We start from the raw sequence: 21607 nt of genomic DNA, 5'->3' as shown, positions 1-21607 counted from the left end.
CCCATCCGCTTCAGCCCAGTGCGAAAGGCAGCGCGAGCGGCAATGATCCCGCGATGGTCTGGATATGGGCGTGATCGGGCAGGACATGGATTTCCGGCGCGAAACCGGGATGTTCGGCCAGGCCTTTCACGAAATCCATCGTTGCAGGCGCGGGCCCGTCTGGCGGCGGACCAGAGGCGCCGCTGCGCTTTTCCTTATCGCCCAGGGCCATCATCAGCGCCGGAGGGGTGTCGAGCTTTGCCGCCCCCGCCGCCACCCGGCGGATGAGATCCTCATCCCACCAGATCGACGGGCTGATCGCGGCATAGCGTGCAAAAGCCGAAGGCCGCGTCAGCGCCGCGTAAAGCGTAAAGAGCCCGCCGAAGGAATGCCCCCAGAGGCTGCGGCGCGCGGGGTCGACGGGCCGGCCATCTTCCGCCGCCCGACGCAGATCGCCGGTCAGCCGGTCAAGAAACTGCGCCGCTCCTCCCGCCATCCGCCCCTCATGGACATGATCCGGACGGATCCCATCCCCCGGCCCGTCCGGCGCGGTGAAATCCAGCGTCCGGCGCTCGCGCGAGAACTGGCGGTCGGTATCATAGCCCACTCCCACCAGCATCAGCCCGGGCACCAGCGCCAGGTGGTCTTCTGTCAGGAAATCAAAGGCCGCATTGCCGTCGAGCAAATACAGAACCGGCCAGCCCGCCGCCGGTGCCGCCCCCTTCGGGACCGCGAGATAGAGCCGGTGGCCCGGCCCGGTCTTCACAGTTTTTTGCGACAGGCTGTGGCTGGGAATATCGGCATCCATGATCTTCAGCTCTGCCGGTTTTCGGGCATGATCGGGGCCGGTCTTGCCGTTTACAGACATGGTATTCTTCCTCTGGCAGCGGAAAACACAGCTATGACGCCATATCGGCCACCGGCAAACGCGGCAGCGGCCCATTCGGACGCATGGCCCTTTGCCAGTTAGCCCCGGGCGAATTAGTTGACAATCCCTCTCAAGAATATACTGCTGCACCGGAAGACCGGCGACAGACCGAACGGAGTCGCGCGGAGAATTTCGTGACCCGGCCTCCTGTCTGACCGATTATTGCCTGACCGATTGCAGCCCTGATGACGACACCCGGAAGACCACCCGCTTCAGATCCTGCGTCCGGCCCGGTGGCCGCCGCCCCACAGAACCCTTCCCGCGCCAGACCCGCCAGGGACCATTTCTGAGCCGATCCAGCATGATACCGAGGAGACCGATATGGCATTCCCCCCGCTGCGCCGCTTTCGTGGCATTCTGGGCGCCTCTGCCCTCGCCTTTGCCGTGATGGCGGGCCCGCTGAGCGCCGAGACCATCTTTTCGGCCACGACCGACGGCTTCCCCGGCGTGGTGCGCGCCGGTGCGGTGGAACCGGGCGCGGCTGTGGTTGCAGGTTCGGTCGTGTCGATCACCGGCGAGCGGATGATCCCGGGCCAGGAAATCACCCTGATGCGCGGCAATACTGTCCTGAATGAAGGCGGGCCGATCCGCGTGGGCGACAGTGGTAAATTCCGCTTTGACCTCACGCTTGACGCCAAAGCCGTGACCGGGTTGCAGCCGATCCTCGTGATTGCCGAGAAACCATCAGCCGCGACAGTGGTGGATCTGAAGATCTCGCCGAACCTTGCGATTGAGGGGGCCGACAAATTCGACATCACCAGCGCGCCGGTGACGCGGGGCCTCTATCAGCTGGCCTATAGCCCCTCGCGGCATGTCTTCTATGTCACCTCGGCGGTGGGGCGCCCGCCGGTGAAAGACTCGGCGCTCTCAAAGGTCGATCCTGACACGCTGAAAGTCATCGAACAGATCACCCCGGCTGCCGCGCCTGTTCCCGAAGGTGGCCCTGCCCCTGCGGCGGATGATGATGGCCGCCCGGCGCTTTACGCGGTTTACGGGCTTGGCCTTGATGAGGCGGCCGGCCGGCTCTGGACCACCAATACCCGCCAGAACACCATTGCCGTCTACAGTGCCGATGACCTCTCGCTGGTGAAACAGTTCGAGCCGGATTTCATCGCACATCCGTTCTCTGTTCAGGTCGATGAGGGCGCGGGTCGTATCTACATCTCTTCGGCGCGCTCGCCGGTGATCGAGGTGATCGATTCGAAAAAGCTCGAGAAGCTCGAGCCTTTCACCATTCCCTCGCAGTTGCGCGGCGAGAGCTTTGGCACCCAGGACATCCATTTCGACGCAGAGACCGGCAAGCTCTTTGCCGCCTCGAACGCGACGCCGGAGCTTGCGGTGATCGACACCAGAACCGGTGATATCCGGGTGACGCCGCTGCCGGGCTCGATCGGCGCGGCTTCGGTGGCTTATGATGCGGCGGATGATCTGGTGTTCGTGGCCTCGCAGACCACCGACAATCTGCTGATCGTGAATGGGGCCGATGGGTCGGTGCTGCATGATGTCGAAACCGGGGCCGGCGCGCTTTACGTGACCTATGAGCCGAAATCGAAGCTGGTTTTCGTCGGAAACCGCGGCGCGGGCACCATCACCGTGGTCGATACCGAAGGCCAGGTCGTGGCCAATTTCGACGCGGGCAGCCTGCCCAATGAGCTGGTCGCCGATGCCGGGGGCACCGTCTGGGCGGTGAACAAATCGCGCGGCCAGGATGATGACAGCGGCGACCGCATCTGGCGGATCAGACCGAAAGCCGACTAAGCGGCCTGCTGCCGCGACTGCTATGCGACAGGGGCGGATCACCGCCCCTGTCCTCGTCAGAAAGCCGCCCGTCACAGGCATCGCGCCCCGATGCCAGAGATGTCCGGTGCCAGAGGTAACCCGATGATCCGCTTCCGCCCGCTTTCCCTGACCGCTGCGCTGCTGACAGCGCTGGCACTGCCGGCACTGGCCGAGATCCGCGCCACCGATATTCTCGGACGTGAGGTGGTGCTTGAGGCGCCTGCGACCCGGATCGTGCTGGGCGAAGGGCGGCATATGGCGGTGCTGGGCCTCCTCCATGACGATCCCGTGGCGAAAGTGATCGGCTGGCGCACCGATAAAGGGCTCGATGAGCCGACGCTGGCGGCCTACCGCGCGAAATTCCCCGCGATAGACGCGATCCGCCCGGTCGGCACCGGCAATCGCGAAATCTCGGTCGAGACGATCATCTCGCTTGATCCCGATCTGGTGGTGCTGTCGCTGATGGATCAGGGCGATCCGGCGATGGAGCGCGCCCGCGAGCAGATCGAGGCCGCCGGTATCGCGGTCGCCTATGTCGATTTCTTCGCCCATCCGCAGGAAAACTCGATCCCGTCACTGCGGCTTTTGGGCCAACTGACCGACGGCGCCGCCCGGGCGGAAGAGTTCGCCGAATTCTACGAGACCCGGCTGAAGCGCATCCGCGACCGGCTCGCCGATCCGGCAATCAGACGCCCGCGCGTCTTCTTCCATGTCCATGCCGCGCCGTCGAATTGCTGCTCGACCGTTGGTTCCGGGGTGTTTCGCGATTTCATCGAGACCGCAGGCGGCGCCAATATCGGATCCGAGGTGGTGCAGGGCGTTCTGGGCAATGTCAGCCTAGAATTCCTGATCGGCGCCGATCCTGAATTCTATGTCGCAACCGGCGGCGATCACATGCGGGCGCGCGGCGGCCTGGTGCTGGGGTCGGATATCACCGCACCAGAGGCGCGCGAAAGCTTCGACGCGCTGATTGGCGCCACCGGCTTCAACGCGCTGACCGCTGTGGCCGAGGGCCGCGCCTATGGGGTCTGGCATCTCTTCAACGACACCCCGAGCCATATCGCGCTGATCGAATATCTCGCAAAAGCCTTCCATCCGGACCTTTTCGAAGATGTCGATCCGGCCGCGACGCTTAAGGAAATCGAGACCCGTTTCTCACCGGTTCAGGTACCCGGGACCTGGTGGATTTCGGAAGAGACCTGATCCAGGATGTCCGGCACCGAACTTCTTGACCGCTATCACCGGCAAAACCGCCGCCGCGCCGCTCTTGTGGGCGCGATGGCCGTTTTCGCGCTGATCGCAGTGCTGGTCGATCTGACCACCGGCCCTTCGGGCCTGCCTTTGTCCGAGACGATCCGGGCGCTGAGCGGGGGCGAGGTGCCGCGCGGCACTTCGGTCATTGTCTGGCAGGTGCGCCTGCCCGTGGCCATCATGGCGCTGCTTGTCGGGGCCGCCCTGGCGCTCGCGGGGGCGGAGATGCAGACGGTGCTGGAAAACCCGTTGGCCGAGCCTTTCACGCTGGGTGTTTCCGCGGCCGCAGCGCTTGGCGCGGGGGTGGCGATTGTGCTGGGGCTGACGATCCCCTTCCTGCCGCCCGCCTGGGGGATCACCGCGAATGCCTTCCTGTTCTCGCTGGGGGCGCTCGGGCTGTTGCAGCTGATGGGGCGGCTGAGGGGCGGCGGGCCGGAAGTGCTGATCCTTTTCGGGATCGCGCTGAATTTCACCGCTGCGGCCTTTCTGTCGCTCCTGCAATTCCTGGCCTCGGCCGAGGATCTGCAACAGCTGGTGATCTGGACCATGGGCAGCCTCCAGGCTGTCAATTGGGGCTCGGTCACGATCCTTGCCCTGGTCATCGCCGTGACTGTGCCCTTCGCGCTGATGGCGTCCTGGAAGCTGACCGCCTTGCGGCTCGGCGAGGAACAGGCGCGCGGCTTTGGTGTCGATGTCACGGCGCTGCGCCGCTGGGCGCTGCTCCGCGTGAGCCTGCTGGCCGCCACCGCCGTTTCCATGGTGGGCGTGATCGGGTTCATCGGCCTTGCCGGCCCGCATATCGCGCGGATGCTGGTGGGCGAGGATCACCGTTTCCTTCTGCCCGCCAGCATTTTCACCGGCGCACTTCTGATGTCCGCGGCCTCGACCCTCTCGAAACTGCTGATCACCGGCACTTTGCTGCCCGTGGGGCTTGTGACTTCGCTGATCGGCCTGCCGGTCTTCTTCTGGCTGATCCTGCGCGGGAGACCGGGAAGATGAGCCTCACGCTCCGCGATGTCTCGACCGGCTATGGCCGCCGCCGGGTAATTGCCGGGCTCAGCCTGCCCGATCTGCGCCCCGGTGAGGTCACGACGCTCGCCGGTCCCAATGCCGCCGGGAAATCGACGCTGCTGAAAGCGATTGCCGGCCTTGCGCCCTATACCGGCCAGATTGCGCTGGACGGGCAGGACCTTGCGCAGCTGAGCGCGCCCGCCCGTGCGAAGATCGTGGGCTTCATGCCGCAAAGCCTGCCTTCGGGCGCCTCGCTCAATGTGCTGGAAACCGTGATCACCGCGCTCAGGGCCAGTGGTGAACGCGCGGTAACCGAGCCGCCCGAGACCCGCGCTATGGCGGTGCTGTTACGCCTCGGGATCGGTCATCTCGCACTGGCGGGGCTGGATCAGCTTTCGGGCGGGCAGCGCCAGATGGTGAGCCTCGCCCAGGCCATCGTGCGTGCGCCGCGGCTTTTGCTGCTGGATGAGCCGACCTCGGCGCTCGACCTCGCGCGTCAGGTGCGGCTTTTATCCGAAGTGCGCCGCATCGCAACTGAGGGCCGTATCGTATTGACCGTATTACACGATCTCGCGCTGGCGGCGCGCTGGTCGGACCGGATCGCGATCTTGCACAAGGGCGGCCTTTACGCCTTTGGCCCGCCCGCCGAAGTCGTAACCCCCGCCATGCTGGCCGAGGTTTACGGCGTCATCGCCCGGGTCGAGCGCTGCAGCCAGGGTCATCTGATGGTGCAGATCGATGGCGAGATTCCGGCGAAAAGTCCGGGAGGGCCTCCCGGTGAAACTGCAGGGGACGGGCGCAGAAGATGACCGAAATCCCCCTCAGCCTGCCCCCGCGCCGGGCGTGTGGTCTCGCACGGCTCAGCAGGATGGTCCTACGTCTGGAAAAAGGGATCGGCGCCCTGCTGGTCGCGCTGATCTTCCTGGCGATGGTCGCGGGCGCCGTGTCGGGCTGGCTGCGCCGCCCGTTGGCCTGGACCGATGAATTCGCCGTGCATCTGATGGTCTGCCTCGCCTTTCTCGGCGCTTCGATGGCGATAGCGCTTGGCCAGCATATGACAGTCGGGCTTTTGCCCGATGCGCTGAACCCGAAAAACCGCGCCCGGCTCGCGCTGGTCAATGATCTTGCGCTGCTGGTCTTTCTGATCGTGATGGCGGTGATCATCTGGCGCTGGCTGGATCTGCCGGGCCTGATCCGCGCCGGATCGGGCGCCGCGCTGGCGCAGGAGACCTTCAGCTTCATCTATACCGACCCTACCCAGACGCTGGGGGTCCGCAAGATCTGGTTCTGGCTGGTGATGCCGGTCACCACGCTGACCTCGATCCTGCATATCCTGGCGCAGATCGCCGCCGACCTCACCACGCTGCGGGAATTGCCATGATCGCGGGCCTGTCTTTCACCGTGCTTTTGCTGATGGGTGCGCCGATTGCCTGTCTGCTGGTCGCGACCACGCTGATCCTGATCGTCGCCTCCGGGAATGAGGTTCTGCTGACCGGCTTTCCGCAACAGCTCTTCGCCGGGATCGAGAGCTATTCGCTTCTGACGCTGCCCCTCTTCATTCTGCTGGGCGAGCTGATGGGCGCAGGTGGTATCGGGCGTCGCCTCTTCGCGCTTGCCGCCGCGCTGATGTGGCCTTTGCGCGCAGGTCTCGCCTATATCAATTTGCTGGCAAATCTGATGATGGCCTCGGTGCTGGGCTCGACCGTGGCGCAGCTCACGATCATGTCGCGCCTCGCCGTCCCCGAGATGGAGCGCGGCGGCTATCCGAAAGATGTCTCGGCCTCTGTCACCGCCGCCGGCGGCCTGCTGGCTCCGGTCCTGCCCCCTTCGATGAACCTGATCGTCTTTGCCGCCGTGGCGCAGCTGCCGGTCGATCAGCTGTTTCGCGCGAGCCTTCTGCCAGGCCTGGCACTTGCCGCGAGTTTCGCCGCCGTGATCGCCTGGCTCGGCTGGCGGTACAACCTGCCGAAAACCGGGCTGATGGCGCTGAACGCCCGTCTCATCGCGCTGCGCGACGCGCTGCCCGCGCTGATCATTCCCGGCGTTGTCGTCGGCTCGATCCTCGGCGGCTTTGCCACACCGACACAATCGGCGGCTCTGGCCTCGCTGGCCACGGTGCTGATCGGGCTGTTTCTTTACCGCGAGATGCGGCTTTCCGACCTCATCCCGGCGCTGGTACGCACGGCGATCACCTCGGGCGCAGTGCTGTTTCTGGTGGCCGGCGCGCAGATCATCGGCTGGGTGCTGACCTATGGGAACCTGCCGGCCGAGGCCGCGCGCCTGATCCAGGATCTCGCCCATTCGCCGCTGATGTTCCTGATCCTGCTGAATATCCTGCTGCTTTTGCTGGGCACAGTGCTGGAGCCGATCCCCGGTATCATCCTTACCGCGCCGGTGCTGCTGCCGGTCGCAACCGATGTCTATGGCATCTCGCCCACCGCATTCGGTGTGATCCTGTGCCTCAATATGGCGCTTGGCCTTCTGACCCCACCAGTCGGCGCCGGGCTTTACACCGCGTCCCTGATGACCGGTGTGTCGTCAACGCGGCTCTCCTGGCTTCTCACCCCCTTCTTCATCGCAACCCTTGCGGTTCTCGCAGGGCTGACGGTGATCACCGCGCTGCAATCCACCATGACCGGAGGCTGATATGGCATTTCCGAGACCCACGATCCTCGCCCTCGCGCTTCTCGCCCTCGCAGCCCCAGCCAGGGCCGAAGACCTGCGCATCGGCCTAATCACACCGCCGCCGCATCAATGGACCCGCTCGGCCAATCACCTTGCCGCGGAACTGAGCGCCGAAACCGATGGCCGCCTGAATCTCGCGGTCTTCCCCTCGGGCCAGCTCGGCAATGAGGCGCAGATGCTGCAACAGCTGCAATCGGGCGCGCTGGATCTGGCCTTCCTGACGGTCGGAGAACTGAGCAATCGCGACGAGAATTTTGGCATCCTGACCGCGCCTTTCCTGGTCGATACCGCCGAACAGGCTGCGCAACTGCTTGAAGGCCCGACCGCATCCGCATTGCAGGACAATCTTGGCGCCCTCGGATTGCATGGCCTTGGCTATGGCATGGCGGGGATGCGGATCGTTCTTCTGTCCAAACCGCTGGAGGAAGGCGGCACCGTGGCGGGGCGCAAGATCCGCACCGTGCCACTGACGCAGGAGCTCGACTTCTGGACCCGGGCCGGCACCGCCCCCACGCCCCTGCCGCTGCCCGAACTGTTCGACGCCTATACGAATGGCCAGATCGACGGCATGCAGCTTGATTTCGAAGGCACGTTCAACAACCGCTTCCACGACTATTCCGCCGTGGTGCTGGATACGGAACATATGATCTTTCCGATGGTTGCCGTGGCCTCGGCGCGGAAATGGCAAAGCTACAGCGAAGAAGACCGCGCCCTGATCACCAGGCTCGTCGCCGCCGAGACAGCGCAGATCCGCGAGGCCTATCCGCAGATCGACGCCGATTACCGCGCGAAACTGGTCGGGGCCGAGGCCACTGTCGTCAAAGCCGGGCCAGAGATTTTCGGTGACGCTGTGACAACCTGGTATGAGGCCTGGCGGCAGAAAACGCCCCTGCTGATCCAGCTCGAAACCGAGGCCAAAGCCCTCAGGGAACAGGAATAAGCCCCGCCAAAGCGGGGCTTTCCATCTGACATGCGGCGCAGGCGATGGTCAGGCGATCACAAGACCCGGCGCGCCGTCCCCGACCTCGCCGATGACTGCGGCCCCGGCGAAGCCCTCTTCCGCAAAGATCCGCAACACCTCGGCCACCGCCTCCGGCGCGCAGGCAACCAAAAGCCCGCCCGAGGTCTGCGGATCGGTCAGCAGCGCCTGATCCACCTTCGACATCTCGCGCGTGAAAACAATCTCGGCGCCATAGCTCGCCCAGTTCCGTGCTGAGGCACCGGTGATGAACCCGGCCTCTGCCAAAGCCGCCGCATCCGTCAGGACCGGCACCGAGGCCCAGTCGATGCGGATCCCCTTCCCCGCGCCGCGCGACATCTCAAGCCCATGGCCGCCAAGCCCGAACCCGGTCACATCGGTCATCGCGTGAACACCGTCCAGTCGCGCGAGCCGCGGCCCCGGCGTGTTCAGCTTTGTCGTGGTGGCGATCATGCGGGCATAGCCTTCGGCGCCCAGCTTTTCCTTCTTCAGCGCCGCCGAATAGATGCCCACGCCGAGCGGCTTGCCAAAAACCAGCACATCCCCGGCCTGCGCCGCAGCGTTCTTCTTCACATGCGCCGGATCGACGACCCCCAGAGCCACCAGACCGTAAATCGCCTCGACCGAGTCGATCGTATGGCCACCGGCAATCGGGATCCCCGCCGCCCGGCAGGCCTGTGATCCACCCTCAAGGATCCGGCCGATGGTCTCAACCGAGAGCACATTGATCGGCATCCCCACCAGCGCCAGCGCAAAGATCGGCGTCGCCCCCATCGCATAGACATCCGAGATCGCATTCGTCGCCGCGATACGTCCGAAATCCACCGGATCATCGACGATCGGCATGAAGAAATCGGTGGTCGCGACGATCGCCTGATGCTCGTTCAGCTGATAGACCGCCGCATCATCCGAGGTCTCGATGCCCACAAGCAACGCCTCGGGCACCGGCAGCGCAGAGGTGCCGCGCAGGATCCCCGAAAGCACCCCTGGCGCGATCTTGCAGCCACACCCCCCGCCATGGGACAGCGATGTCAGGCGCGGTTCGGGCTGCGGGGTCTGCATCTGGGTCATGGCTGTCACCTCTCAATCTGGACGGACCTGCGGACAGGCCCCTCGACGGGCGCGGGATACGCCCCATTGCCGGTCCGGAGGGTGCAAATACCCACACATATCCCGGCCGCGTCCTGACTTTGCCAGTCCCGCTCTGCCGGGGCAAGTCTGCGGGGCAGACAGGACGGTCAGCCTTTGCAAATCACCCTGCCGGAACGGCCCAGAGCCCTGCTGCTGATCCGATTTTCGGGGGCCCTGAGCAGCGCTCCCCTCGTTATGTACACAAGGAAATAACGTGTTTTCCTTGACTTCCCTGCCCACAGACCGGACCATTTGATCTATCTATGACGCGATTGAAGCAACCCATCGCGCGCGGATCCGGCCGGCACCCTGCCTGCCGGGCACAAGCGCAGACAGGTAGTAAAAGGAGGGGTCACATGAATATCGACCTTTCGCGCCGCAGCTTTATCAAGCTGTCCGGGGCGGGGGTGGCAGCAACGTCTCTGGCAGCCATGGGCTATCACGAGGCAGAGGCAGCAGAGGCCGCGCATGTGCGCGATTTCAAGCTGGCCACCATGACCGAAACCCGCAATATCTGCACCTATTGCTCGGTCGCCTGCGGCGTCATCATGTATTCCAAAGGGGATCTGGCCGCCGGCGAAAAAGCCGAGCTGATCCATATCGAAGGCGATGCCGACCACCCGACCAACAAGGGCACGCTCTGCCCCAAAGGCGCGGCGCTTAAGGATTACGTCAAGGCCGAAACCCGCCTGACCCATCCGCGCATCCGCCGCCCCGGCTCGGACAGATTCGAGGAAATCTCCTGGGATGAGGCCTTCGACAAAATCGCCCGCGCCGTCAAAGACGACCGCGATGCGAACCTGATCGAGAAGAATGCCGATGGCGTCCAGGTCAACCGACTGACCACCACCGGCTATCTGGCGGCCTCGGCCACCACCAATGAAACAGCCTGGGCGACCTGGAAAGTGGTCCGCTCGCTGGGCATTGTAGGTTTCGACAACCAGGCGCGCGTCTGACACGGCCCCACGGTGTCCAGTTTGGGCCCGACATTTGGCCGTGGAGCGATGACAAACTCCTGGACCGATATCAAGAATACCGACCTCGTCGTCATCATGGGTGGCAACGCCGCCGAAGCGCATCCCTGCGGCTTCAAATGGGTGACCGAAGCCAAGCACCATCGCGGTGCGAAACTGATCGTGGTGGATCCGCGGTTTAACCGCTCTGCCTCGGTGTCGGATTACTATGCGCCGATCCGTCCCGGATCTGACATCGCCTTCCTGATGGGGGTGATCCGCTGGTGTATCGAAAATGACAAGGTGCAGTGGGACTATGTCCGCAACTACACCAATGTCGGATATCTGGTGCGCGAAGACTTCGGCTGGGCCGATGGCATGTTCACCGGCTATAACGAAGAGACCCGCAGCTACGACCAGACCAGCTGGGAATATGAGCTGGGCGAGGATGGCTATGTCATCACGGATGAGACGCTGACGCATCCGCGCTCTGTCTGGCAGCTGATGAAGAAGCATGTCGATATCTACACGCCTGAATTTGTAGAGAATGTCTGCGGCACGCCGAAAGATCGCTTCCTGAAGATCTGCGAGATGATCGGCGAGACCTCGTCTCCGACCAAGACCATGACCTCGATGTATGCGCTTGGCTGGACCCAGCATTCCAAGGGGTCGCAGAACATCCGTGGCATGGCGATGCTGCAGCTTTTGCTGGGCAATATCGGGGTGCCGGGCGGCGGGATGAACGCTTTGCGCGGGCATTCCAATATCCAGGGTCTCACCGATGTCGGTCTGATGTCGAACCTGATCCCCGGCTATCTTGCGATGCCGCGGGAGACGGAGCCCGACTTCACGACCTATATGTCGACGCGCGGCAACAAGCCGCTGCGCCCGAACCAGATGAGCTACTGGCAGAACTACGGCAAGTTCATGGTTTCCTTCATGAAGGCGCTGTGGGGCGACAAGGCGACAGCTGAAAACGGCTGGGGCTATGACTGGCTGCCGAAGCTGGACATTGCGCAATATGACGCGATGCGCATGTTCAACATGATGAAGAATGGCGAGGTGAATATTTACTTCTGCCAGGGCTTCAACCCGCTTTTGTCTTTCCCCAACCGGGGCAAGATGACCGAAGCCTTCTCAAAGCTGAAACTGCTGGTTGTGATGGACCCGCTGGCGACCGAAACCGCCGCTTTCTGGGAAAATCACGGTATTTACAACGATGTGGATACCGCCAGCATTCAGACCGAGGTGTTGGAACTGCCGACCACCTGTTTCGCCGAAGACGAGGGCGCGACGGTGAATTCGGGCCGCTGGCTGCAATGGCACTGGGCGGGGGCGACCCCTCCGGGTGAAGCGCGGACCGATGTCTGGATCATGACCCAGATCTATCAGCGGATCCGGAAGCTCTATGAAACCGAGGGCGGAAAATCGCCCGAACCCGTGCTGAACCTCGCCTGGGATTACGCGGATCCCGAAGAGCCCACCGCTGCCGAACTGGCGATGGAGCTGAACGGCCGCGCCCTGACCACGCTTTACGACGCCACAGACCCGACGAAAGTCGTGCTTGAGGCGGGTAAGCAGGTCTCTGGCTTTGGCCAGCTCAGGGATGACGGGTCCACGATGGGCGCCTGCTGGATCTATGCCGGCTGCTTCACCGAGGACGGCAATATGATGGCGCGGCGCGACAACAGCGACCCGTCCGGGATGGGGGTATTCCAGCAATGGTCCTTCGCCTGGCCGGCCAATCGCCGCGTGCTTTACAACCGCGCGTCTTGCGACCTTGACGGCAAGCCCTGGGATCCGTCCCGCGTGCTGATCGAGTGGAATGGCGAGAAATGGGTCGGCCCGGATATCCCGGATATTGCCGTGACAGCCAAACCGCGCGAGGTCGGGCCCTTCATCATGAACCCGGAAGGGACAAGCCGCTTCTTCTCGCGCAAGCTGATGCGCGACGGCCCCTTCCCCACCCATATGGAGCCGTTCGAAAGCCCGATCGCCAATCCGCTCAACCCGGAAATGCGCGGCAACCCCGTGGCCCGCGTCTTCCCGGATGACATGGCGAATATGGCCACCAGTGCGGAATTCCCGCTGGTTGCCACCTCCTACCGCCTGACCGAACATTTCCACTACTGGACCAAGCACAACCATGTGAATGCGGTGACCCAGCCGGAATTCTTCGTGGAAATCAGCGAAGAACTGGCGGCGGAAAAGGGGATCAAAAAGGGTGGCATGGTCCGCGTCTGGTCAAAACGCGGCCAGGTCTGGGCAAAGGCGGTGGTGACGAAACGGATCCGTCCGATGATCTGCGACGGCAAACCCGTTCATGTCGTCGGTATCCCGATCCACTGGGGGTTCAAAGGTGCGGCGCGCAAGGGCTTTGGCCCCAATACGCTTGGTCCCTTTGTCGGTGACGCCAATATCGAGACGCCGGAGTTCAAGGCCTATCTCGTCAATATCGAACCCGCATCGGAGGGCCTCGCATGACAACCGAACGCGCTCCTCAACCCACCACGGCGGCGGCGAACCCTCCGGTTCAGCCGCTCGCCTCGAACCTTTTGCCCTCGGATGTCGTGCGCATTTCGGCCACCGCCAATGTGCCCGCCCCCGACCGGCAACTGGAAAAGGTCGCCAAGCTGATCGATGTGTCGAAATGCATCGGCTGCAAGGCCTGCCAGTCGGCCTGTATCGAGTGGAACGATACCCATCCGGAGATGGAGGAGAATGTCGGGGTGTATGAAAACCCGCATGATCTGACGCCGGAAATGTTCACGCTGATGCGGTTCGACGAATATGTGAACCCCGAAGGCGATCTGGAATGGCTGATCCGCAAGGATGGCTGCATGCATTGCGAGGATCCGGGCTGTCTGAAAGCCTGCCCGGCACCTGGCGCGATTGTGCAATATTCCAATGGCATCGTGGATTTCGTTTCCGCCAATTGCATCGGCTGCGGCTATTGCGTCTCGGGTTGTCCCTTCGACATCCCCCGCATCCACAAGACCGCGCATGTGTCCAAAAAATGCACGCTTTGTTCCGACCGTGTGGCGGTGGGGCAAGGGCCGGCCTGCGCGAAAGCCTGTCCGACTCAGGCCATCACCTTCGGCACCAAGGAAAGCCAGATCGCGCTGGCCAATGAACGGATCGAGGATCTGAAATCGCGCGGCTATGAGAATGCCGGGCTATATGATCCGCAGGGGGTTGGCGGCACGCATGTGATGTATGTGCTCCACCACGCCGACAAGCCCGGCCTTTACGCCGGTCTGCCGGATGATCCGCGCATCTCACCGGTGGTGGAAAGCTGGAAAGGTGCCACCAAGACCGTCGGCCTTGCCGCCATCGGTCTGGCGGCGGCGGGTGCGGTGCTGCATGGGCTCTTCTCGAAGGGCAATACCGTTACCGCCGAGGAAGAACATGAGGCCGAAGAGCTGGTTGTGAAGACCGCAGCGGTTCAGCCCGAGAACCGGGAGGAGCTGTGATGCCCCATCAGTATTCCGCTCCCGGCGACCATATCGAAAGCACGAAACCAGTGACGGTCAGCCGTTACCGGGGCATCACGCGGCTGAACCACTGGGTCACGGCCGTGTCGCTGATCCTGCTGGCGATCTCGGGGCTGGCACTGTTCCACCCGTCTTTGTTCTTCCTTTCGGGTCTGTTCGGCGGTGGCCAGGTGGTGCGCTGGCTGCATCCGGCCATCGGGATCGTGCTGTTTCTCAGCTTCTTCCTCTTGTTTTTGCAGATGTGGAAGCTGAACCTGCCGAGACGCGAAGACGCGACCTGGGTCGCGCATATCGGCGATGTGGTCCAGGGCAATGAGGATAAGCTGCCCGAGCTTGGCAAATACAATGCCGGGCAGAAATTCGTCTTCTGGGCGATGACGGGGCTGATCCTGCTGCTGATCCTTACCGGGCTGATGATCTGGGAGAAACAGGTGCCCTTGTGGGAACCCTACGCCCCATGGGCGGCCACCATCCCGGCGCGGCGGATTGCGCTGCTGGTCCATGCGCTCTCTGCTGTCGGGATCATCCTGGTCTTCATCCTGCATGTCTATGCGGCGATCTGGACCCGGGGCACGCTGCGCGCGATGACCACGGGCAGCGTGACCGGCGGCTGGGCCTTCCGCCATCACCGCAAATGGCTGCGCGAACTGGCAAAGAATCGCAAAGCCCCCGATAATCATAACACCCCGGCGGAGTGATCCGCCGGCCCTCTCCCCGGCCCGTCCCCGGCCCGGGGAGGATGCAATGCGGCCGGAGAGACCCATGACCCATGACATCCAACCCGACCCTTCGGTCATCGGCGGCGTCCCTGAGGCGCCGTTCGCATTCCTGCCCGACCCGGTCGCGGTCTTCACCCGTCGCGCCGGGCGGTTTGCTTTTCTGGCTCAGACCAGCCGGCTTGCGCCCTATCTGACATTCCTCGCAGAGCTCACAGAGATCCAGGCCCGGCTGGCGAAATCCGGCCCCGCGCCGGTGATCGCGCCGGACCAGCTGGCACGTGCCAGGGCGGCCCAGATGCCGCCCATCGACAGCGCCGCGCTGGCCGCTGATCCCGCGTTGCACCACCTGCTGGCGCGACTTTGCGAGGCCGCCGCCCGCATCACCATGCCAGACCCCGCCCGTACCGCACTTGAGGCGGTGACGGCGGCGGATGAGGGGGATCGGACCTGGCTTTTGACCAATGCGCTGGCGGGCGAGATCCCCGAAGACAGCGCCGCGCCGCATCTCTTCGCCTCGGCCGCCGTGCAGGTTTACCTGGCGCGTCTCGCCTCGGGGCTGGAAGTGGAAAACCTGCGCCCGATCCGCACCGGCATCTGCCCCTCATGCGGCGGGCGGCCGGTCTCGTCGCTGGTCACCTCCACCCCCGGGATCGAAAGCATCCGCTACGCCGTTTGCTCGGGTTGCGCCACTCAATGGAATGAGGTTCGCATTCATTGTCTTGCCTGCGGCACCAATAAAGGGCTGACTTACCGCTCTGCCGAGACGACCGAGGCGACGGTGAAAGCCGAATGCTGCCGGGAATGTCACTCCTGGATCAAGATTTTCTACCAGGAAAAGAACCCGAGCCTTGACGCGGTGGCCGATGATGTCGGCAGTATCGGACTAGATATGATGATGAAGGAAACCGATCTGAAACGCGCAGGATGCAACCCCTTTCTGACGGGCTATTGATGGAGGGGTTTCGGGCCCTCCCCTCGGTCGATCAGGCCCTGAACAGTGCCGCGGGCGCCGGTCTTGTCGCCCGCCATGGCCGCCAGGCTGTGCGCGAGGCGCTGCGGGCGCGCCTTGACGAGATGCGCGACGCGATCCGTGCCGGTGAGGATGGTGCGGTGCTGGCGCAGCGGTTGCCGGATCTGGTTGCCGCCGATCTGGCCGCGCGTGACCGCACCCGGCTCAGGCCGATACTGAACCTCACCGGCACGGTGCTGCACACCAATCTCGGCCGTGCGATCCTTGCGGATGAGGCGGTGCGCGCGGCGGTAACCGCGATGGCAAATCCTCTCGCGCTGGAATTTGATCTGGAAACCGGCGGGCGCGGTCAGCGTGACGATCATCTGCGCGGGCTCCTGGTGGAACTTACCGGCGCCGAAGATGCCACCATCGTCAACAACAACGCCGCCGCCGTGCTGATCGCGCTGAACACCCTTGCCCAGGGCCGCGAGGCAGTGGTGTCGCGCGGCGAGCTGATCGAGATCGGCGGCGCCTTCCGCATGCCCGATATCATGGCGCGGGCCGGCGCGAATCTGGTCGAGATCGGCACCACGAACCGCACCCATCCCAAAGATTACCAGGGCGCGATCACGGCTGAGACCGGCGTGATCCTGAAGGTCCATACCTCGAACTACCGGATCGAGGGCTTCACCGCAGAGGTCGCAGCCCCCGACCTGGCGCTGATCGCGCGCGAGGCACGGGTACCGATGATGAACGATCTTGGCGCAGGCTCGCTGGTCGATCTGTCGCATTACGGGCTCCGGCGTGAGCCCACGGTGGCTGAGGCTGTCGCGGAAGGCGCTGATCTGGTGACATTTTCCGGAGACAAGCTGCTCGGGGGGCCGCAGGCCGGTTTTATCGTCGGGCGTAAGGACCTGATCGCCGCGATCAACCGCAACCCGCTGAAACGCGCGCTGCGGCTCGACAAGATCCGCATCGCCGCGCTTGAGGCAACGCTGAAACTGTATCGCGACCCGGACCGGCTGGCGGAGCGGTTGCCCACATTGAGGATGCTCGCGCGCCCGATGGCAGAGATCGCCGCCCAGGCGCAGCGGCTGGCGCCCCGTATTGATGCTCTGCTGCGGCCCTTTGGCTTCGCCGCCACCCCCTGCCCCTGCGCCAGCCAGATCGGGTCTGGTGCGCTGCCGGTCGATACGATCCCCTCGGCCGGGCTGCGGCTGACCGGTCAGGGCGGCGACGCGCCCGACCGGCTGGCAGCACAGCTGCGCGCCCTTCCCATGCCGGTGATCGGCCATATCCAGGGTGGCGCGCTGATCCTTGATCTGCGCTGTCTTGAAGAGGACGCTATGCTGACTGACGCCCTGGCCGCGCTGTGATCATCGGCACTGCAGGCCATATCGACCACGGCAAGACGGCGCTGGTCCAGGCGCTGACCGGGGTGGATGCCGACCGCCTGGCCGAAGAAAAGGCGCGTGGCATCACGATTGAACTTGGCTTCGCCTATACCGATCTCGGCGATCCGGCTGAACCGGAGATCCCATCGGGGCGGATCACCGGCTTTGTCGATGTGCCCGGTCATGAGCGGCTGATCCGCACCATGCTGGCCGGCGCCGGCGGCATCGACTTTGCCCTTCTGGTGGTGGCTGCCGATGACGGCGTGATGCCTCAAACCCGCGAACATCTTGAAATCCTGAACCTTCTCGGCCTCCCCGGTGGCGTGGTCGCGATGACCAAGGCCGATCTCGCCGATGAGACGCGCCGGGCGAATGTCCGGGCGGAAATCCGCGCCGCCCTGGCCGGAACCAGCCTGGCCAACGCGCCGGTTGTCGAGGTTTCCGCCCAGACCGGCGAAGGCATCTCAGAGCTGCGCCGGATCCTTGCCGAAGCCGGGGCCGGAATGCGTGAACGCGGGTCTTCCGGGCCGATGCGGCTCTCGGTTGACCGCAGCTTCACCATTGCCGGCGCGGGCACGGTGGTCACAGGGACGATGATTGCAGGCCGCGTGGCGGTGGGCGATCAGGTGATGATCTCGCCCCTCGGCCTGCCGGCGCGGGTACGCGGCATCCATGCCCAGAACCGCAAATCTGATCAGGGGCTTGCCGGTCAACGCTGTGCACTGAACCTGACCGGGGACGGCGTGACGAAAGATGCGATCCAGCGCGGTGACATGATTCTCGCCCCCGGGCTGCATGCCCCCGCCGGGCGGATCGACGTCATGCTTGACGTGCTGGCCTCGGCACCCAGACCCGTCACTACATGGCTGCCTGTGCATCTTTACACCCATGCCTGCGAGGTCGCGGCCCGCGTCGTGCCGATTGGCGGCGACATCGCTCCGGGCGAGACTGGTTTCGCGCAGCTTGTGCTGGAGCGCCCGATTGCCGCCACCATGGGCGACCGTTTCATTCTGCGCGACACCTCTGCGACGCGCTCGCTCGCGGGCGGTTTCTTCATCGATTTGCGGGCGCCCGCGCGCAAACGCGGCACACCCGAGCGGCTGGCCTGGCTTGAGGCCGCCCGCGAAACCTCTCCCGGGGCGGCACTGAGGCGGCTCCTGCAGGTTGCGCCCGTCGATATGCCGGTCTTCCTGCGTGATCGCGGGCTTGACCCCGCTTCCGGCCCGGATCTCGCGGCAAAGGTCGGGGCGGTGCTGCTTGGCCCCCTCGCCCTCTCGCCAGCGCAGATCCAGGCTCTGCGGACGGGGCTCGCCACCCATCTGGGGGAATTCCACGCGGCCAATCCCGACCTCGCCGGCCTTGGCCGCGAGCGGTTGCGGCTGATGCTGAGCCCACGCCTGCCGAAAGAGGTCTTCCTTTTATTCCTCCAGGAAGAGGCCGGCGCCGGCCGCCTGGTGCTGGATGGCGCATTCCTGCGGCTTCCCGGGCATCAGGTGCGCCTCTCGCCCGAGGATGAGGCGCTGTTCACCCGCATCTTCCCCCGGCTTCTGGGCGAAGAGCGCTTTCGCCCGCCCCGGGTGCGCGATTTCGCGACCGAATTCGCCGTCGAAGAGAAAGAGCTGCGCCGGCTGATGCGCCACAGCCAGAGGCTAGGCCTCACCGATCAGATCGCCACGGACCATTTCTTCGCCCGCATCGTGGTGCACGAAATGGTGGCGATCCTGCGCGATATCGCCGCCGCCAGCACGGATGGCTGGTTCACCGCCCCCGCCTTTCGCGACCAGGTGCAGAACGGGCGCAAGGTCGCGATCGAGATCCTCGATTTCTTCGACCGCAACGGGCTGACTTTGCGGCGCGGCGATCTCAGACGGCTCAACCCGCATCGGATCGACCTCTTCGACTGAAGCCACAACGGTCCAGGGTCACGCAAGCTCTGTCCGGGATCCGTCACGCCGCGCGCAGGGGGCCTGTGACGCGCGAGGCGGATCGCCATCCGGTCGCATGACTTGCCGGCCCTATTTCACCGATGCTGTTGCCACATCCGCTGCAGCCGCCTGCGATATCTGCGCCCCGGAGAGTGGAGGCTTCCCCTCGGAAATGGCAGGCCGCCGGACAAAGGAAGCCGCGCACCGGGCCCAATGGTGCTGGCCAGTGCTCAGCCGCGCGATTGTTTCTCGGCGATGCCGGAGAGCCCCTCGCGACGCGCGAGTTCCTCAAGCACATCGGCCAGCGTGACATCGCGCGACGTCAGCATGACAAGGAAATGGTAAAGCACATCGGCGCCTTCGGAAATCAGGCGCTCGCGGTCGCCTTTGGCGGCTTCGATGATCGCCTCGACCGCCTCTTCGCCGAATTTCGCGGCGCATTTCCCGGGGCCCTTTGACAGCAGCTTGGCGGTCCAGGAGGTTTCGGGATCGGCATTTTTGCGCGCGGCGATGGTGGTCGCGAGGCGGGCGAGGCTGTCTGTATCGGATTGGGTCATGGCTTTACTCCAGCCGCATCGGGATGCCCGCCGCCGCCATATGGGCCTTGGCTTCGGCGATGGTATAGGTGCCGAAATGGAAGATCGAGGCCGCTAGCACGGCCGAGGCGTGGCCTTCGCGGATGCCCGCAACAAGGTGGTCAAGGTTGCCGGCGCCCCCCGAGGCGATGACCGGGATCTTCACCGCCTCCGAGATCGCCCGCGTCAGGGGCAGATTGTAGCCGTCTTTGGTGCCGTCGCGGTCCATCGAGGTCAGGAGGATCTCACCCGCGCCTTTTGCCTCGACGAGCCGGGCGAAATCGACCGCGTCGATGCCGGTCGGTTTGCGGCCGCCATGGGTGAAGATCTCCCATTTGCCGGGGCTGACGGTTTTCGCGTCGATGGCAACGACGATGCACTGGCTGCCGAAACGGTCGGCGGCTTCGGCGACAACATCGGGGTTCGCCACAGCGGCGGAGTTGAAGCTGACCTTGTCGGCACCGGCGAGCAGCAGCGCGCGGACATCCTCATGGCTGCGCACACCGCCACCCACGGTCAGGGGCACATAGATCTGTTCGGCGGTGCGGGTGACAAGGTCGAACATCGTGCCACGGTTTTCATGAGTGGCATGGATGTCGAGGAAGGTGATCTCGTCGGCGCCGGCGCGGTCATATGCGGCAGCCACGGCGACCGGGTCACCGGCATCGACCAGATTGACAAAATTCACACCCTTTACCACGCGGCCATCGGCAACGTCGAGGCAGGGGATCAGGCGGGTCTTCAGCATCCGGTCAGGTCTCCTGTGGCGGGCCGGGCCAGGGAAAAAGCAGGGGGCTCTGCCCCCGTCCCGCTGGCGCGGGACTCCCCCGGGATATTTAGCGACAGATGAAAGCCGGTCAGGCCTTCAGGGTTTCGAGGGCGGTGGCAAGATCGATGGCGCCATCATAGAGGGCGCGGCCCGAGATGGCGCCGGCGATCACGCCGGTATCGCGGAGCTGGATCAGGTCTTCCATCCGGCTGACGCCGCCCGAGGCGATCACCGGGATCGAGACGGCACGGGCAAGCGCTTCGGTCGCGGTGATATTCGGACCCTGCATCGCGCCGTCGCGGTCGATATCGGTATAGATGATGGCGGCGACACCGGCATCCTCGAAGCTTTTCGCGAGATCAGTGACCTGGACGGTGGTTTCTTCGGCCCAGCCCTTGGTCGCGACAAAGCCCTTGCGGGCGTCGATGCCGACTGCGACCTGGCCCGGGAAGGCGCGGGCTGCCTCGCGTACGAGGTCTGGATTTTCGACCGCGACAGTGCCGAGGATCACGCGGGAAAGGCCTTTTTCAAGCCACATCGCGATGGTTGCCAGGTCGCGGATACCGCCGCCGAGCTGGGCGGGAACCCTGATCCGGGCGAGGATCGCCTCGACCGCCGCCGCATTGACCGGCTGTCCGGCAAAGGCGCCGTTAAGATCGACGAGATGCAGCCATTCGCAGCCGGCGGCCTCGAATTTCGCAGCCTGGGCGGCGGGGTCATCGCCGAAGACAGTGGCGGCGGACATCTCTCCGCGCAGGAGGCGCACACATTGGCCATCCTTCAGGTCGATGGCGGGATAGAGGATCATGGGCCCGGGCTCCGTCATGCTGGCATCATCGATCCTTTGGCACGGGCGGGGCCGGAAGGGAAGGCCCAGGCCGGCGACCATTACCGGCATGGGCCCCGGCCTCCCGCCATGTTTTGTCTGATCGACCGGGGTTTCCGCCGGAAGTCGGTGCGTGTTCAGGTGGCGGGTTTTCAGTGCAGGTGGAGACAGCAATCAGACTTTCGCGCAGCCTTTATGACAGCGGCACGCAGTGGTCGTCTGATCGCGGACTGACCTGTAGCTCCGGGATGCTACTG

At 64.4% G+C, this 21607-nt stretch carries 18 protein-coding genes; 13 read left to right on the top strand and 5 right to left on the bottom strand.

The window, feature by feature from the left end:
- Positions 1-10 precede the first annotated feature (10 nt).
- Positions 11-847, bottom strand: a complete 837-nt coding sequence (locus M3484_RS11880) for an alpha/beta hydrolase (protein ID WP_249497026.1) — start codon at positions 845-847, stop codon at positions 11-13.
- Positions 848-1228: 381 nt separating this feature from the next.
- On the opposite strand from M3484_RS11880, the gene M3484_RS11875 reads away from it, so the two are divergent.
- The 7 genes from M3484_RS11875 (at position 1229) to M3484_RS11845 (ending at position 8573) form a co-directional block, all read left to right on the top strand.
- Positions 1229-2665, top strand: a complete 1437-nt coding sequence (locus tag M3484_RS11875) for a YncE family protein (RefSeq protein WP_249497025.1) — start codon at positions 1229-1231, stop codon at positions 2663-2665.
- Positions 2666-2788: 123 nt separating this feature from the next.
- On the top strand, positions 2789-3889 hold the full coding sequence (locus M3484_RS11870; RefSeq protein WP_092898424.1) for an ABC transporter substrate-binding protein: 1101 nt from the start codon (positions 2789-2791) through the stop codon (positions 3887-3889).
- 6 nt (positions 3890-3895) lie between these two features.
- The gene (locus M3484_RS11865; protein WP_249497024.1) at positions 3896-4936 is read left to right on the top strand and encodes a FecCD family ABC transporter permease; all 1041 of its coding nucleotides are present in this window, start codon (positions 3896-3898) and stop codon (positions 4934-4936) included.
- Positions 4933-5757: an ABC transporter ATP-binding protein gene (locus M3484_RS11860; RefSeq protein ID WP_249497023.1), complete on the top strand. Its 825-nt coding sequence runs from the start codon at positions 4933-4935 to the stop codon at positions 5755-5757. Before M3484_RS11865 ends, M3484_RS11860 begins: the two co-directional genes overlap by 4 nt.
- Positions 5754-6329 (top strand): TRAP transporter small permease, encoded by a 576-nt coding sequence (locus M3484_RS11855; RefSeq protein WP_249497022.1) that lies wholly within the window; start codon positions 5754-5756, stop codon positions 6327-6329. Before M3484_RS11860 ends, M3484_RS11855 begins: the two co-directional genes overlap by 4 nt.
- Positions 6326-7594 (top strand): TRAP transporter large permease, encoded by a 1269-nt coding sequence (locus tag M3484_RS11850; protein ID WP_092898432.1) that lies wholly within the window; start codon positions 6326-6328, stop codon positions 7592-7594. Before M3484_RS11855 ends, M3484_RS11850 begins: the two co-directional genes overlap by 4 nt.
- Position 7595: 1 nt before the next feature.
- Positions 7596-8573, top strand: coding sequence for a TRAP transporter substrate-binding protein (locus M3484_RS11845; RefSeq protein ID WP_249497021.1), 978 nt, complete (start codon positions 7596-7598; stop codon positions 8571-8573).
- A gap of 48 nt (positions 8574-8621) precedes the next feature.
- Here the strand turns inward: M3484_RS11845 and selD are convergent, their stop codons facing one another.
- Entirely contained in the window at positions 8622-9683 is a 1062-nt protein-coding gene (gene selD / locus M3484_RS11840; protein ID WP_249497020.1) for a selenide, water dikinase SelD, read from the bottom strand.
- 422 nt (positions 9684-10105) lie between these two features.
- On the opposite strand from selD, the gene fdnG reads away from it, so the two are divergent.
- The 6 genes from fdnG (at position 10106) to selB (ending at position 19159) form a co-directional block, all read left to right on the top strand.
- Positions 10106-13180: a formate dehydrogenase-N subunit alpha gene (fdnG, locus tag M3484_RS11835; RefSeq protein WP_502942462.1), complete on the top strand. Its 3075-nt coding sequence runs from the start codon at positions 10106-10108 to the stop codon at positions 13178-13180.
- A gap of 71 nt (positions 13181-13251) precedes the next feature.
- On the top strand, positions 13252-14169 hold the full coding sequence (fdxH, locus tag M3484_RS11830; protein ID WP_502942461.1) for a formate dehydrogenase subunit beta: 918 nt from the start codon (positions 13252-13254) through the stop codon (positions 14167-14169).
- Positions 14169-14888 (top strand): formate dehydrogenase subunit gamma, encoded by a 720-nt coding sequence (locus M3484_RS11825; protein ID WP_092898444.1) that lies wholly within the window; start codon positions 14169-14171, stop codon positions 14886-14888. Before fdxH ends, M3484_RS11825 begins: the two co-directional genes overlap by 1 nt.
- Positions 14889-14952: 64 nt before the next feature.
- Positions 14953-15861, top strand: a complete 909-nt coding sequence (gene fdhE, locus M3484_RS11820) for a formate dehydrogenase accessory protein FdhE (protein WP_249497019.1) — start codon at positions 14953-14955, stop codon at positions 15859-15861.
- On the top strand, positions 15834-17237 hold the full coding sequence (selA, locus tag M3484_RS11815; protein WP_249497018.1) for an L-seryl-tRNA(Sec) selenium transferase: 1404 nt from the start codon (positions 15834-15836) through the stop codon (positions 17235-17237). The genes fdhE and selA overlap by 28 nt, the downstream gene beginning before the upstream one ends.
- The gene (gene selB, locus M3484_RS11810) at positions 17234-19159 is read left to right on the top strand and encodes a selenocysteine-specific translation elongation factor (RefSeq protein ID WP_249497017.1); all 1926 of its coding nucleotides are present in this window, start codon (positions 17234-17236) and stop codon (positions 19157-19159) included. The genes selA and selB overlap by 4 nt, the downstream gene beginning before the upstream one ends.
- A gap of 251 nt (positions 19160-19410) precedes the next feature.
- Here the strand turns inward: selB and M3484_RS11805 are convergent, their stop codons facing one another.
- From M3484_RS11805 to hisA, 3 genes are all read right to left on the bottom strand, one after another.
- Positions 19411-19737: a phosphoribosyl-ATP diphosphatase gene (locus M3484_RS11805; RefSeq protein ID WP_092898452.1), complete on the bottom strand. Its 327-nt coding sequence runs from the start codon at positions 19735-19737 to the stop codon at positions 19411-19413.
- Positions 19738-19741: 4 nt separating this feature from the next.
- Positions 19742-20503: an imidazole glycerol phosphate synthase subunit HisF gene (gene hisF, locus M3484_RS11800; RefSeq protein WP_249497016.1), complete on the bottom strand. Its 762-nt coding sequence runs from the start codon at positions 20501-20503 to the stop codon at positions 19742-19744.
- Positions 20504-20612: 109 nt separating this feature from the next.
- Positions 20613-21332 (bottom strand): 1-(5-phosphoribosyl)-5-[(5-phosphoribosylamino)methylideneamino]imidazole-4-carboxamide isomerase, encoded by a 720-nt coding sequence (gene hisA / locus M3484_RS11795; RefSeq protein ID WP_249497015.1) that lies wholly within the window; start codon positions 21330-21332, stop codon positions 20613-20615.
- Between the last annotated feature and the right edge of the window lie 275 nt (positions 21333-21607).

Origin of the sequence: Pseudomonas sp. GX19020 (assembly GCF_023371075.1) — a bacterium.
Taxonomy (GTDB): Bacteria; Pseudomonadota; Alphaproteobacteria; order Rhodobacterales; family Rhodobacteraceae; genus Pseudogemmobacter.
Note: the sequence above shows the minus strand (reverse complement) of the source record. Positions and strands in the feature narration are given on the sequence as shown.